The sequence below is a fragment of the Jannaschia sp. M317 genome (assembly GCF_025141175.1).
In the GTDB taxonomy this organism is placed as follows: domain Bacteria; phylum Pseudomonadota; class Alphaproteobacteria; order Rhodobacterales; family Rhodobacteraceae; genus Jannaschia.
The window spans coordinates 2,647,837-2,661,377 of sequence record NZ_CP081155.1 but is presented as its reverse complement, the minus strand read 5'-3'; the positions used below and the strand labels follow the sequence as shown (position 1 = coordinate 2,661,377).

Here is a 13,541-nt window from a genome sequence, read left to right as displayed (position 1 = left end):
CCAAGGGGGCCGGGCCCATGACCATTCACAAGAACCTCGCCGATGCGATCGGCAACACGCCCCTGATCCGGCTCAACAAGGTGTCGGAGGCGACGGGCTGCGAGATTCTGGGCAAGGCCGAATTCATGAACCCCGGCCAGTCGGTCAAGGACCGCGCCGCGTTGTACATGATCCGCGACGCCGTGGCGAAGGGCCAGTTGAAACCGGGTGGCACCATCGTCGAGGGCACGGCGGGCAACACCGGCATCGGGCTGGCGCTGGTTGGCGCGTCGATGGGTTTCCGCACCGTGATCGTCATCCCCGAGACGCAGTCCGAGGAAAAGAAGGAGATGATCCGCCTGGCGGGCGCGGAGCTGATCCAGGTTCCGGCCAAGCCCTACAAGGATCCCAACAACTACGTGCGCTATTCCGGTCGCCTGGCCGCCAAGCTGGCCCAGACCGAGGCGAACGGCGCGATCTGGGCCAACCAGTTCGACAACACGGCCAACCGACAGGCCCATATCGAGACGACCGGGCCCGAGATCTGGGACCAGACCGACGGCAAGGTGTCCGGGTTCATCTGTGCGGCCGGATCCGGCGGGACGGTGGCGGGCGTGGGCGCCGCGTTGCAGCCCAAGGGTGTCAAGGTCGGGCTGGTCGATCCGATGGGATCGGCCCTGTTCAACCACTATGCCCACGGCGCGCTGAAGGCCGAGGGTGGCTCCATCTCCGAGGGGATCGGGCAGGGGCGGATCACCGCCAACCTGGAGGGGTTCAGCCCCGATTTCACCTGCCAGGTATCCGACGAGGAAGCGCTGCCGATCATTTATGATCTGCTGGCCGACGAGGGGCTGTGCATGGGCGGATCGACTGCGATCAACATCGCGGGCGCGGTGCGCATGGCGCAGGACATGGGGCCGGGGCATACCATCGTGACGATGCTTTGCGACTACGGAACGCGCTATCAGTCCAAGGTCTACAACCCCGCCTTCCTGCGCGAAAAGGGTCTGCCGGTGCCGGATTGGCTGGACGGGCCGGGGCGCGAGGTGCCGTCGGTCTTCGAATGACCCTGCGCCGCCTCGCGCCGCTGTTCGTCTGGCTGGCGTTGGCGTGGCCTGCGCTGGCGCAGGACAACGTGATCCCGGCGGAATGGTCGGTGATTTCGAACCGGGCAGAGGCGGTTTTGGAATCGGCTCTGGCCTCGGACGAGGCCTTTGAAGACCTGCGTCTGGAATTGATCGACTGGCGCGAGCGGCTGGGGGATCTGACGAACGTGAATGCGGGGCGGATCGCCACGCTGCGTTCGGAAATCGAGGCGCTTGGCCCTGTGCCGGAAAATGGGACAGAACCACGGGAGCTGGCCTCGCGGCGGGCGGACCTGCAGGCACGGCTGGACGATCTGCTTATCCCGGTTCGGGCCGCGCAGGCCGCATTGTCGCGGGCCGAGGGGCTGATTGTCGAAACCGACCTGATCATTGAATCGCGCCGGTCCGAGGCCCTGCTCCGGCAGGAAGTGACCCCGCTGAACCCGATACTCTGGGCTCCGGCGTTGCTGGCGGCGGGCCAATGGTTCGTGACGCTGGCCCATGAGGCCAGTGCGCCGATCCGCACGGAAACGGCCCGCGCCTTCGTGCTGTCGAAGGGCGTGCAGATCGGTTTTCTGTTGTTTGTCGCGGTCCTTCTCATGCTGCGGTCCGGGCGCTGGCTGAGCGGGTTGCGCAACCGGTTGGTCGCGCATGAGGCGACGTCTCCGATGGCGCGGCTCTCGCTGCTTTTGGTCTCGGTCGCGCGGATGGGTCTGCCGGTTTTGGGCGTGCTCGCGCTGACGCGTATTTTCTCGATCGCGGGGGCCGAGGCGCGCGTCATCGACATGGCGCTTTGGTTGGCCCCCTGGCTGGCCTTGATGGTTCTGTCGGCGCGCTGGCTGGCCAATCACGCCTTTCCGCCGCGCCCCGAAACGCCCGCGCTGTTGCCGGTGGCCCAGGGCAGACGGCGTGAGGGACGGCTGCACGCGATCCTGCTGGGCGTGATGTTCGCGGCGGCCAGCCTGATCGAGGGCATGGTCGAAAGCGCGCCTGACCTGGAAACCTTCCGCGGGGTCCTGCAATTTGCCCTTGCGGTTGTCACGGGGCTGACCCTGCTGCGGCTTGGACAGCTGTTGCTGGCCGAGGGGCGCACGGCGGGCGACGATGGCGACGGTGTATTCTGGGCAAAGGTGATGCGGCTGACGGGGCGGGCCCTGATCGTCGTGGGTCTGCTGGCGCCGGCGATGTTCGCCTTTGGCTTCGTCAATCTGGGCATGGCGTTGCTGTGGCCTACGGTGGCGACGCTGGGCCTGCTGGTGGTCATCGGTCTGATGCAGGGCGTGGTCTATGACGCCTATGCGGCGTTGACGCGCACCACCGACTCGGCGCGCGACGCGCTGGCCCCGACACTTATCGGGTTCGGCCTGGCGTTGATCGCGCTGCCGCTGTTCTTTCTGATCTGGGGCGTGCGTCCGCAGCGCCTGCTGGAATGGTGGGACGCCTTTCTGGGCGGCGTCACCTTTGGGGAATTCACCCTCTCGCCGTCGAACTTCCTGACGTTTGCGGTGGTCTTTGCGGTGGGCTACCTGGCGACGCGCCTGGTCAAGGGGATCCTGTCGACCTCGGTCTTGCCCAAGACCAAGCTGGATACCGGCGGCACCAACGCGATCCTGTCGGGGACCGGCTATGTCGGGATCACGCTGGCGTCCCTGTTGGCGATCACCATGGCGGGGATCGATCTGTCGGGGCTGGCCATCGTGGCGGGGGCGCTGTCGGTGGGCGTGGGCTTTGGCCTGCAAACCATCGTGCAGAACTTCGTCTCGGGGATCATTCTGCTGATCGAGCGGCCGATCAAGCTGGGCGACTGGATCAGCGCGGGCGGGGTCGAAGGCTTCGTGCGGCAAATCTCGGTTCGGTCCACCCGGATCGAAACATTCGACCGGCAGGACGTGATCGTGCCCAATGCCGATCTGATCGCTGGCGTCGTGACGAATTACACGCTCGGCAATTCTTCGGGCCGGGTACTGGTGCCGGTTGGCGTGGCCTATGGCACCGATACCCGGCGGGTCGAGGCAATCCTGCGCGAGATCACCGAAGCGCACCCCATGGTCGTGTTGAACCCGCCGCCCGTCATCACCTTTGAGGGGTTCGGTGCCGACAGCCTTGATTTCCTGATCCGCGCTGTGCTGCGCGATGTCCTTTGGAAGGTCATCGTGAAGTCCGAAATCAACCATGCGATCGCCGAACGTTTCCGCGATGAAGGCATCGAGATTCCCTTTGCCCAGCGCGACGTCTGGCTGCGCAACCCCGAGGTGTTGCAGCCCGGTCCGCCCCCCCAACCCCCCGAGACGGAGACCCCATGACGACAGAGGCCCTCTACCGCAGCGATCCTTACCTGAAGACCGCGACCGCCGAGATCATCGCCCGCACCGAAGAGGGCGGCGTCGTCGTCGACCGATCCATTTTCTACCCGCGCGGCGGCGGGCAACCGGGCGACAGCGGGCGGATTCATTGGGCCGGCGGGTCGGCGGAAATCGCCTCGACCGTCAAGACGCCGGACGGGCAGGGCGTCGTCCTGGTTCCTGCGGAACCGGCGGCCATGCCGACCGAGGGGCTGGAGATCGAGATGCATCTGGATTGGGAACGGCGCCACCGGTTCATGCGGATGCACACGGCGTTGCATTTGTTGTCGGTCGTCGTGCCCTTGCCCGTGACCGGCGGGCAGATCGGCCTGGAAAAGAGCCGACTGGATTTCGACATGCCCGAAGTGATCCACGACCGGGAGTTCATTCAGGCCCGCATGGGTCAGCTGATCGACGCCGACCATCCGGTCACCGACACCTGGATCACCGAGGCGGAGCTGGACGCGAACCCCGGTCTGGTGAAGACGCTGTCGGTGCAACCGCCGCGCGGCGCGGGGCGCATCAGGCTGGTGCGGATCGGCACGGACGAGACGCCCGTCGATCTGCAACCCTGTGGCGGCACGCACGTCCGGTCCACCGCAGAGATCGGGGCCGTTGTCGTCGGCAAGATCGAGAACAAGGGCCGGGCGAACCGGCGCATTTCCCTGACGCTCGCCTGAGCCATCGAAGGGCGACGCCCGGTGGCGGTTGGCCGGATCGAAGGTCAGGGCCCGGGGGGCGGCGGCGGCACCGCCTGACGCGGACGCAAGATGGCCACGGCCTGAGCCCCGTTCAGATCGGTGACCAGATGCGTTTGCGACCCGCTGGGGTCGACCAGCGGTAGTCTGACGGCAGCCCCCTTGGGGGGCGGATCCTCCGGTGGGATGGTTTCGTCTTGGTGCGGGAGTGGTCCGCGCGCAATCTCGCACCGCCCGGCAGGATGACGGCGCCGCAGGTGTCGGTCGTTCCGGGCCGGATATGCACCGAAGGCGACCCGGTGAAGGTCGCCACGACCGGACTGCGCGGAGGGTCAGGCAGCTCGGGCAGGGAGCCTACCCGCGAAACGGGCCCCGACCGGGCTGCTCCGCGAAGGCTTCGCACGCGGACGGTCGGACTGGGGCGAGCCCTGGCGCAGTTGCCCGAGCAAGACGGATCTGGGCAAGCGTTCCCTGTTGGAGGGGGCTTGTCGGATAGCCTGTCGGGATTGCGGGTCGGGGACCGAACCGACCTGCGCCCCCTATTTCAGCGTTAAACACGGCGAAAGCGGATGTTGCGGCGCGGTCACCGACGTCGCCGCGTGAAACGCTGCGCCGAATCTCGGTGGCCTGGCGGCGATGTGACTGAAAGGTCGGGGCCTGCCTCGCGGCGGGAACATGCGGCGGGCAGGGCGTTGGCAGAGGCGGTGGGATTCGAACCCACGAGACGCTTTCACGCCTGCCGGTTTTCAAGACCGGTGCCTTCGACCGCTCGGCCACACCTCCGACGGATCCGGGCTACACCGCGTGCGCGGGATTGAAAAGCCGGGTTGCGCGGGAAAAGTTGGTCCAGGCGCGCCATCGGTGCGGCCGGTTCCCAGGGCGTGCACGATCTGGCTGGGACGGACCCGCCCGGGTCTGTGGTTCGGAAATCGCAGGGCTGTCGCGCGACTGTTACATTTGCCGACTAGCGGGCGGGCAAAACGCTATTGGGGGCACGCATGAAAGTCTTTCTCAACGGTCTTGGCCGGATCGGCAAACTGGTGCTTCGCGATCTGCTTGATTTGCCCGGCGGGATCGACCTGGTTGGCATCAACGACGCGGGCGGCGACGCTGAACAGCATGCTCTGCTGCTGGAATTCGACAGCGTCCATGGGCGCTGGCCCCGCGCCGTCCGGGCCGAAGGCCAGACCCTCGTGATCGGGGACAGCCGCCTGCCGTTGACCGCGCACCGCCAGATCGAGGATCTGCCCCTGGACGGCGTTGACATGGTCATCGACTGCACCGGCGTGTTCAAGACCGGCGCAAAGGTACAGCCCTATTACGACAAGGGCGTAAAGCAGGTTCTGGTCAGCGCACCGGTCAAGGACGGGGGGGCCTTGAACCTTGTCTATGGGGTGAACCATCACCTCTATGATGGGCAGCCGCTGGTGACGGCGGCCAGTTGCACGACGAACTGCCTGGCCCCGGTGGTTGCGGTCCTGCGCGACGCCTTTGGGATCAATCACGGGTCGTTCACCACGATCCACGACGTGACCAACACCCAGACCATGGTCGACCGCCCGCACAAGGACCCGCGCCGGGCGCGATCCGCCCTGATGAACCTGATCCCGACGACCACCGGATCGGCCAAGGCGATCATGGATATCTTTCCGGACCTGGAGGGGCGCCTGATGGGCCATGCCGTCCGCGTGCCCCTGCTCAATGCGTCGTTGACGGATTGCGTGTTCGAGATGTCGCGCCCGGTCACCGTCGAAGCGGTCAACGCCGCCTTGCGAGAGGCCGCCGACGGACCGATGGCCGGTATCCTGGGGTTCGAGGATCGACCGCTGGTCAGCAGCGATTTCCTCAATGATCGCCGTTCCACCGTGATTGACGGGCCGTCGACCGTTGTCGTGCAGGACACCCACCTGAAACTTTATGCCTGGTATGACAACGAATTCGGTTATGCGATCCGTCTGGCCGACATCGCGCGGATGATGGCCGCGTGACCAGTCTGCGCGGGTACGTAGCGGTCACCGCAGCCTATTGGTCCTTCATGCTGACCGATGGCGCGCTTCGGATGCTGGTGCTGTTGCATTTCCACACGCTGGGGTTTTCGCCGCTGCAATTGGCCTGGCTGTTCGTGTTGTACGAGGTGGCGGGCATCGTGACCAACCTGACGGCAGGATGGCTGGCCGCGCGGTTCGGGCTGGCGCTGACGTTGCACCTGGGGCTGGGGCTTCAGGTAGCGGCGCTGGTTGCGTTGACCCGGCTGGACCCTGGCTGGGCGATCGGCACGTCGGTCGTCTTTGTGATGCTGGTGCAGGGGGCGTCGGGCGTGGCTAAGGATCTGGCCAAGACGGCGTCGAAATCGGCGGTCAAGCTGCTGGTGCCCGAGGGGGGCTTGTTCACCTGGGTCGCCGTTCTGACCGGGTCGAAGAACGCGATCAAGGGGCTGGGCTTTTTCCTGGGCGCGGGGTTGCTGGCGCTGGTCGGGTTCGAGCCGAGCCTTTGGATCATGGCCGCGGGATTGGGCGCAATCCTGGTCGCGGTGCTGGCCTTTCTGCCGCGCGACCTGACCGTCAGGAACAAGGGGGCCAAGTTTCGCGAGGTCTTCTCTTCCGATCCGCGCATCAACTGGCTGTCGCTGGCGCGGATGTTCCTGTTCGGCGCGCGGGATGTCTGGTTCGTGGTGGCCCTGCCGATCTGGTTGTCGGCTACGCTGACGGAAACGGCGGGCGAGGGGACGGCGTTCTTCATCACCGGCGGCTTCATGGCGCTGTGGGTGATCGGCTATGGCGCGGTACAGGGGGCGACGCCGCGCCTGCTGCGCAGCGGATCGACGGGCAAGGCGCGCGGGGCCGCGGTTTTGCTGATGGTGGTGGCCGGTGCGCTGGCGCTGGTGCACGGGGCGATGCCCGCCGCGGCCTGGCCGGTCCTGATCGGACTGATGATCTTCGGCACGGTCTTTGCCGTGAACTCTTCGCTGCATTCCTTTCTGATCCTGCATTTCGCGGGCGCGAAACGTGTGACGATGGACGTCGGGTTCTATTACATGGCCAACGCCTGCGGCCGTCTGTTGGGAACGGTGCTTTCGGGCCTGTGTTACCAGGCGGGCGGGCTGACGCTGTCGCTGGTGGTTTCGGCCGCGATGGTCGGGGCCTCGGCGCTGGCCCTGGCGCGCATTCCGGGACCGGTGCCAGCCTGACAGACCTTCACGTTTGCGTGCCAACGGTTGCGCGGCGCGGCGGGTTCAGGGCACAGGAGGGGCAAAGGACCCGCCACCCATGCTCGACACCCTCGCCCGCCGCCTGATCGACCCGCCGTTGAACCGCCTGGGGCGCGGTCTGGCGGCGCGCGGCGTGACAGCGAACCGGGTGACATTGGCGGGGCTGACGCTGGGCCTGATCGCGGCCTTGACGATCGCCCTGGGGGCGCCGGGACTGGCCTTGGTGCCGTTGCTGGCGTCGCGGTTGGCGGATGGGTTGGACGGCGCGGTCGCGCGGGCGACGCGCAAGACCGACTTTGGCGGCTACCTCGATATCTGGTCCGACTTTCTGTTCTATGGCGCGGTGCCGTTTGCCTTTGCCATCCTGGACGCAGGCAACGCCACCGCCGCCGCCTTTCTGTTGCTGAGCTTTTACGTAAACGGCACCTCGTTCCTGGGCTTTTCGACCATGGCCGAGAAACGCGGGCTTCAGACTTCGGCACAGGGTCAGAAATCGCTCTATTATTCCGCCGGCCTGTTGGAGGGGACAGAAACGATCGTGTTCTTTGTCCTGCTCTGCCTGTTGCCCGGCTGGTTCATCCCGCTGGCCTATGGGTTCGGCACGCTGTGTTTCGTCACCGCGACCGCCCGCATCCTGAACGCCCGCCATATCCTGACCGACTGAGGAGTCCTCATGCGCCTACCCCTGATCGCCGCGCTTGCGCTGACCACTGTTCCGGCCCTGGCCGATCCCACCCCCGCCGATTGGCCCGCCGTCCTGGCCGAGGCCGAGGGTCAGACCGTCTATTGGCACGCCTGGGGGGGATCGACGACGACCAACGATTTCATCGCCTGGATCGGTGACCGCGCGGCAGAGCTGGGCGTGACCCTGGAACACGTCAAGCTGGCCGACACCGCCGATGCCGTAGGCCTGGTGCTGAGCGAACGGCAGGCGGGCAAGACCGAGGGCGGTGCCGTCGACATGATCTGGATCAACGGGGCAAACTTTGCCTCGATGAAGGCGCAGGATTTGCTGTTCGGGCCCTTTGCCGAGGATCTGCCGAACTGGCAGTTCGTCGATGTGGACGGCAAGACGGTGACCACCGATTTCACCGTGCCCACCGAGGGTTACGAAAGCCCGTGGGCCATGGCGCAGGTCGTGTTCATCCATGACAGCGACCGCCTGGCCGAACCGCCCGCCAGCGCGGATGCGATTCTGGACTGGGCGCAGGCGAACCCCGGTCGCTTTACCTTTCCGCAGCCGCCCGATTTCCTGGGCACGACGTTCCTGAAACAGATGCTGATCGACCTGGTCGAAGATCCCGCCGCCCTGCAAGCGCCGGTCGGGGCCGACTATGCCGAGATCAGCGCGCCACTGTGGGACTTCATGGACGCGATCACCCCCGTTCTCTGGCGCCAGGGCCGCGCCTATCCGCAGACCGGACCGCGCCAACTGCAACTGATGAACGACGGAGAAATCGACATCGCCATCAGCTTCTCGCCCGGCGAGGCGACGGCGGCGATTGCGAACTACGAATTGCCGTCGACCGCGCGGACCTACGTTCTGGACAAGGGCACGCTGGGCAACGCGTCCTTTGTGGCGATCCCGTTCAACGCGAACGCCAAGGCAGGGGCGATGGTCGTGGCCGACATCCTGTTGTCGCCCGCCGCACAGCTGCGCGCGCAGACGCCTGACGTCCTGGGCTACGGCACCGTCCTCGATATGGACGCACTGTCCGAGGCGGACCGCGCCGCCTTCGACGCGCTGGACCTTGGCGTCGCGACCCTGTCGCCCGCAGACCTGGGTCAGGCCCTGCCAGAGCCGCACCCGAGCTGGGCCGAACGCCTGGCCGCCGATTGGGTCGCGCGCTACGGTGTCGCCAACTAAGTGCTGCGCCCGCTGCCGCTTTTGATGACGGCGGTTCTGGCGGGCCCGGTCCTGCTGGGGCTGGTCGGAACGATCCTGCCGGCGCTCGGGCTGGGGCCGCTGGGCCGTGGGCTGTCGCTTGACCCGGTGCGGGCCGTTCTGGACTGGCCGGGGCTGCCGCGTGCCATGGCATTGTCGGTGAGCTCTGGTCTGTTGTCGACTATGGGCGCGCTGGCGGTGGCGACGCTGATCCTGGCGGGGTGGTATGGCACGCCCGCATTTGCCTGGCTGGAACGTCTGTTGTCGCCCTTGTTGGCGGTGCCCCATGCGGCTGCGGCCCTGGGCCTCGCGTTCCTGATCGCGCCTTCGGGCTGGATCGCGCGCATCCCCGCGTTGGGGCTGGGTTGGGACGTGCCGCCGGACCTTTTGATCCTGCAGGATCCCTTGGGCCTGTCCCTGACCGCCGGGTTGATCGCCAAAGAGCTGCCGTTCCTGTTGCTGATGATGCTTGCCGCCATCGGTCAGGTCGGCCACGCCCGCCGTCTGGCGGTGGCGCGCAGTCTGGGGCAGGGGCGCATTGCCGGCTGGCTGAAGGCGGTGTTTCCGGGCCTTTATGCCCAGGTGCGGCTGCCGGTTCTGGTGGTGCTTGTCTACGCGATGACCAACGTGGATGTGGCCACGATCCTGGGGCCGAACACGCCGTCGACCCTGTCGGTGCAGGTCACCCGCTGGATGCTGGACCCGGACCTGGGACAGCGGGCGGTGGCCGCCGCCGGGGCATTGATACAGCTTGGTCTGGTGCTTGCGGCCCTGGCGGTCTGGTGGCTGGGCGAACGGGTCGCCGCGCGCCTGGCACGACGCTGGATCTGGTCCGGCCGCGGGCTGCCGGAGGGGACGGCCCGCGGCCTGGGCCTGACGCTTGCGGTGATCTCTGCCTTGGCGGTGCTGGCCGGGATCGTGGCGCTGGCGCTTTGGTCCGTGGCTGCTGGCTGGCGGTTCCCGGATCTTCTGCCTGACGCGCTGACCGCGCGTAGCTGGATGCGGTTCGGGCCCGAGATGATCTCGGTCGCAGCCGACACCCTGTTGATCGCGGCACTGGCCACGGGCGCCTCGGTCCTGTTGGCCATCGGCTGCCTGGAGGCAGAGCATCGCTTTGGGCTGACGGTCGGGCAACGCGCGCTTTGGCTGTTGTATCTGCCGTTGGTGATCCCGCAGGTCGCATTTCTGCCGGGATTGCAGTTGCTGCCAGCCAGTCTGGGGTTCGGGCCAACGCTGGGTCTGGTGATTTTTGGCCACCTGATTTTCGTGCTGCCTTACGTCTTTCTGGCGCTGTCCGGCCCGTTCCGCGCCTGGGACGTGCGCTATGCCCGCGTGGGCGCGGGGCTTGGGGCGGGGCAGGACCGGGTGCTTTGGCGGGTGCGGGTGCCGATGTTGCTGGCCCCGATCCTGACGGCGACGGCCGTGGGCATGGCGGTCAGCGTGGGGCAATACCTGCCGACGCTTTTGCTGGGCGGGGGGCGGGTTTCGACCCTCGCGACCGAGGCGGTGGCATTGGCCGCCGGAGGGGACCGCCGGGCCATCGGGGTCTGGGGATTGGGGCAGACGGTCGCGGCGTTTCTGCCGTTCGCTCTGGCGCTTGCGATACCGGCGATCGTGCATCGGGACCGGCGAGGGCTGCGACATGGCTGAGGGATTGGTGTTGGACGGTGTGCGGATCGCGCGCCGGGGGCAGACGCTTCTGTCGGTGACCGCTCGTGTCGGACCGGGCGAGGTTCTGACCCTGATGGGCCCGTCCGGGGCCGGGAAATCGACCTTGCTGTCCTATCTTATGGGGGACTTGGCCCCGGTGTTCCGGGCGGAGGGTCGGGTGACCCTGAACGGGCGTGACCTGACCGGCCTTGCCCCCGAGGCTCGGCGGATCGGGATCCTTTATCAGGATCCGTTGCTGTTCCCGCATCTGGATGTGGCCACGAACCTCGCCTTTGGCCTGCCTCGCGGGGGCGGCGGGGCGGCACGCCGGGCAGCCGTCGACGCCGCGCTGTCGGACATCGCGTTGGAGGGGTATGGCCCGCGCGATCCCGCCACCCTGTCGGGCGGTCAGGCGGCGCGGGTTGCCCTGATGCGGGTGCTGTTGTCGGCACCGGATGGTCTGTTGCTGGACGAACCATTCGCCAAGCTGGACACCGAGCTGAGGGGGCAGATGCGCGACCTGGTGTTCGGTCGGGCCCGCGCGGTGGGCGTGCCCGTCGTCATGGTCACCCACGACGCCGAGGACGCAAACGCCGCGGGGGGCGCTATCCTTCGCCTGTGACGCCGATCACGTCCCTGCACGGACGCGTCACCGCCGCCGGCGACGTCCCCCGCTGGATTGGTTGAAGCTGACGTCTGGCAAGGGTCCCAGATGCGGGAACGGGGCCGTGGCGTGGGGGATCGCATTCGCGGCCACGAAATGTTCCTGAAAACGAGGGGCCACGGCGGTCTCGACCTTCTGGATCTGGCGCACCAATGTCTCGATCCGGTCACGCGCGGATACATCGCACAGCGCCATGCGCGCGCCATGTCCCGCCGCGTTCCCGGCAGAGCCGACGGCGTCCAGCGGCGCGTCCGGGATCATGCCCAGAACCATGGCATGACGCGGCGAGATATGTGCCCCGAAGGCACCGGCCAGGGTAACCTTGTCCACGGTATCGACGCCCAGTTCATCCATCAGCAACCGCGCCCCCGCATATAGCGCCGATTTCGCCAGCTGGATCGCGCGTATGTCGCCTTGGGTCACCAGGATGCGGCGATCGCCGTCTTGCCAGAGCAGAAAGGAATGGGTCCGGCCCTCGGCCACGCACCGGTCGGTCCCGGTCTGGGCTGCGGACCCGATCAGGCCGCCGGCATCCAACAGGCCCGCCAGCCGCATTTCGGCCACCGCCTCGATGATGCCCGATCCACAGATACCGGTGATCCCGGTGGCCTCGGTCGCGGCGGCAAATCCCGGATCGTCGGACCACAGGTCGCACCCGATCACGCGGAAACGCGGTTCCTTGGTGTCGGCGTCGATCTCTACCCGTTCGATGGCACCCGGTGCCGCGCGTTGCCCGGCGCTGATCTGTGCGCCCTCAAAGGCGGGGCCGGTGGGCGAGGAGCAGGCCAGTAAGCGGTCGCGATTGCCCAACAGAATTTCCGCGTTCGTGCCGACGTCGACGATCAGGGTCAGAGGGTCGGCCTGATCGGGTGCCTCCGACAGGGCGACGGCGGCGGCATCGGCCCCCACATGCCCGGCGATACAGGGCAAAATGTAGGCGCGCGCACCGGGTGACAAGGCGTCCAACCCCAGGTCCCGCGCCTCCAGCCGGAGCGCGTCGGACGTGGCCAGCGCAAAGGGGGATTGGCCCAGCTCGACCGGGTCCACACCCAGCAACAGGTGGTGCATGACCGGGTTGCAGACCACGACCGCCTCGACGATGTCGCGCGCATCGACGCCCGCCTCACCCGACAGTTCGGCGGCAAGATCGGCCAGGGCGCTGCGCACGGCGGTCGTCATCTCGACGTCGCCGCCCGGGTTCATCATGGCATAGCTGACCCGGCTCATCAGGTCCTCGCCAAAGCGGATCTGCGGATTCATGATCCCGCCCGAGGCCCGCACCTCGCCCGTTGCAAGGTCGCACAGATGCGCCGCGATGGTGGTCGAGCCGAGGTCGATTGCCAGCCCAAGCAGGCCGTCAGTCCGCAGGCCCGGATAAACGCCCGCGATGGCCCCCGCGTGATGATTGACCGCGACGGTCACCTGCCAATTTCCTTTGCGCAGCGCGGTCTGCAATGTCCGTAGAACCGGCAGCGGCATGGTCAGGTCTCGCAGGTCCCATTGCGCCGCCAGTGCGTCGCGCAGCCGTTCCAGATCGCCCGACGGCGCATCCATGTCAGGTTCCTCGACGGTGACGAGGTGCAGGCGCGTCGCCGGGTCGACGGTCAGCGCCCTGTCCGACGCGGCCTTGCGGATCACCTGACGGTGCACCTGGCTTTCGGCAGGCACGTCGATGACCACGTCCGACTGGACCGTCGCCTGACAGCCCAGACGCCGACCGGGCCGCAGCCCGCGTTTTTCGTCATATCGCTGCTCGACCGCGTTGAAGGGCGACAGGGCGTCCGGGGCCACGGTCACGCCCAGCTTGGAAAAGCTGCCTTCGCCTGGTTGCACCTGACACTTGGAACAGATGCCGCGCCCGCCGCAGACGCTGTCGAGGTCGACGCCCAACTGTCGGGCGGCGGTCAGGACGGGGGTGCCGGTGGGGAACCGCCCACGCTTGCCGGACGGCATGAAAATGACGAGCGGATCACTCATGTGGGCGGACCTTAAGTTCTTCGTCAGGGGGGAGACCGGGCGCGGTGGCCCGG

Annotated in this window: 10 protein-coding genes and 1 tRNA gene; 9 read left to right on the top strand and 2 right to left on the bottom strand. The window is 67.2% G+C overall.

Annotation, left to right across the window (positions count from 1 at the left end; all coding sequences use genetic code 11):
• Window positions 1–17: 17 nt before the first annotated feature.
• From K3551_RS13490 to K3551_RS13480, 3 genes are read left to right on the top strand one after another with little or no spacing between them, the layout of a single operon-like run.
• The gene (locus tag K3551_RS13490) at window positions 18–1,046 is read left to right on the top strand and encodes a cysteine synthase A (protein WP_259914178.1); all 1,029 of its coding nucleotides are present in this window, start codon (window positions 18–20) and stop codon (window positions 1,044–1,046) included.
• The gene (locus K3551_RS13485; RefSeq protein WP_259914175.1) at window positions 1,043–3,367 is read left to right on the top strand and encodes a mechanosensitive ion channel family protein; all 2,325 of its coding nucleotides are present in this window, start codon (window positions 1,043–1,045) and stop codon (window positions 3,365–3,367) included. The genes K3551_RS13490 and K3551_RS13485 overlap by 4 nt, the downstream gene beginning before the upstream one ends.
• Window positions 3,364–4,086 (top strand): alanyl-tRNA editing protein, encoded by a 723-nt coding sequence (locus K3551_RS13480; protein WP_259914172.1) that lies wholly within the window; start codon window positions 3,364–3,366, stop codon window positions 4,084–4,086. Before K3551_RS13485 ends, K3551_RS13480 begins: the two co-directional genes overlap by 4 nt.
• 711 nt (window positions 4,087–4,797) lie before the next feature.
• Here K3551_RS13480 and K3551_RS13475 read toward each other — a convergent pair.
• Window positions 4,798–4,887, bottom strand: a tRNA-Ser gene (locus tag K3551_RS13475).
• 215 nt (window positions 4,888–5,102) lie between these two features.
• On the opposite strand from K3551_RS13475, the gene K3551_RS13470 reads away from it, so the two are divergent.
• The 6 genes from K3551_RS13470 to K3551_RS13445 all read left to right on the top strand — a co-directional run bounded on the left by K3551_RS13470 (window position 5,103) and on the right by K3551_RS13445 (window position 11,469).
• Window positions 5,103–6,092 (top strand): ArsJ-associated glyceraldehyde-3-phosphate dehydrogenase, encoded by a 990-nt coding sequence (locus tag K3551_RS13470; RefSeq protein WP_259914169.1) that lies wholly within the window; start codon window positions 5,103–5,105, stop codon window positions 6,090–6,092.
• A 47-nt stretch (window positions 6,093–6,139) separates the two neighbouring features.
• Window positions 6,140–7,291, top strand: a complete 1,152-nt coding sequence (gene arsJ, locus K3551_RS13465; protein WP_259919623.1) for an organoarsenical effux MFS transporter ArsJ — start codon at window positions 6,140–6,142, stop codon at window positions 7,289–7,291.
• A gap of 79 nt (window positions 7,292–7,370) precedes the next feature.
• Window positions 7,371–7,976: a CDP-alcohol phosphatidyltransferase family protein gene (locus tag K3551_RS13460; protein WP_259914167.1), complete on the top strand. Its 606-nt coding sequence runs from the start codon at window positions 7,371–7,373 to the stop codon at window positions 7,974–7,976.
• 9 nt (window positions 7,977–7,985) lie between these two features.
• Complete coding sequence (locus K3551_RS13455) at window positions 7,986–9,179, top strand: ABC transporter substrate-binding protein (protein ID WP_259914153.1); 1,194 nt, start codon at window positions 7,986–7,988, stop codon at window positions 9,177–9,179.
• Between the two features lie 24 nt (window positions 9,180–9,203).
• Complete coding sequence (locus tag K3551_RS13450) at window positions 9,204–10,847, top strand: ABC transporter permease (RefSeq protein ID WP_259919619.1); 1,644 nt, start codon at window positions 9,204–9,206, stop codon at window positions 10,845–10,847.
• On the top strand, window positions 10,840–11,469 hold the full coding sequence (locus tag K3551_RS13445) for an ATP-binding cassette domain-containing protein (protein WP_259914150.1): 630 nt from the start codon (window positions 10,840–10,842) through the stop codon (window positions 11,467–11,469). Before K3551_RS13450 ends, K3551_RS13445 begins: the two co-directional genes overlap by 8 nt.
• A gap of 27 nt (window positions 11,470–11,496) precedes the next feature.
• Here K3551_RS13445 and K3551_RS13440 read toward each other — a convergent pair whose 3' ends face one another.
• The gene (locus K3551_RS13440) at window positions 11,497–13,488 is read right to left on the bottom strand and encodes an ASKHA domain-containing protein (protein ID WP_259914148.1); all 1,992 of its coding nucleotides are present in this window, start codon (window positions 13,486–13,488) and stop codon (window positions 11,497–11,499) included.
• Window positions 13,489–13,541 lie beyond the last annotated feature (53 nt).

What these genes read in the sequence shown, in the direction of transcription:
- K3551_RS13490 (WP_259914178.1), top strand. Translation starts at nt 18, where the DNA reads ATGACCATTCACAAGAACCTCGCCGATGCGATCGGCAACACGCCCCTG.
- K3551_RS13485 (WP_259914175.1), top strand. Translation starts at nt 1,043, where the DNA reads ATGACCCTGCGCCGCCTCGCGCCGCTGTTCGTCTGGCTGGCGTTGGCG.
- K3551_RS13480 (WP_259914172.1), top strand. Translation starts at nt 3,364, where the DNA reads ATGACGACAGAGGCCCTCTACCGCAGCGATCCTTACCTGAAGACCGCG.
- K3551_RS13470 (WP_259914169.1), top strand. Translation starts at nt 5,103, where the DNA reads ATGAAAGTCTTTCTCAACGGTCTTGGCCGGATCGGCAAACTGGTGCTT.
- arsJ (WP_259919623.1), top strand. Translation starts at nt 6,140, where the DNA reads ATGCTGACCGATGGCGCGCTTCGGATGCTGGTGCTGTTGCATTTCCAC.
- K3551_RS13460 (WP_259914167.1), top strand. Translation starts at nt 7,371, where the DNA reads ATGCTCGACACCCTCGCCCGCCGCCTGATCGACCCGCCGTTGAACCGC.
- K3551_RS13455 (WP_259914153.1), top strand. Translation starts at nt 7,986, where the DNA reads ATGCGCCTACCCCTGATCGCCGCGCTTGCGCTGACCACTGTTCCGGCC.
- K3551_RS13450 (WP_259919619.1), top strand. Translation starts at nt 9,204, where the DNA reads ATGACGGCGGTTCTGGCGGGCCCGGTCCTGCTGGGGCTGGTCGGAACG.
- K3551_RS13445 (WP_259914150.1), top strand. Translation starts at nt 10,840, where the DNA reads ATGGCTGAGGGATTGGTGTTGGACGGTGTGCGGATCGCGCGCCGGGGG.
- K3551_RS13440 (WP_259914148.1), bottom strand. Translation starts at nt 13,488, where the DNA reads ATGAGTGATCCGCTCGTCATTTTCATGCCGTCCGGCAAGCGTGGGCGG.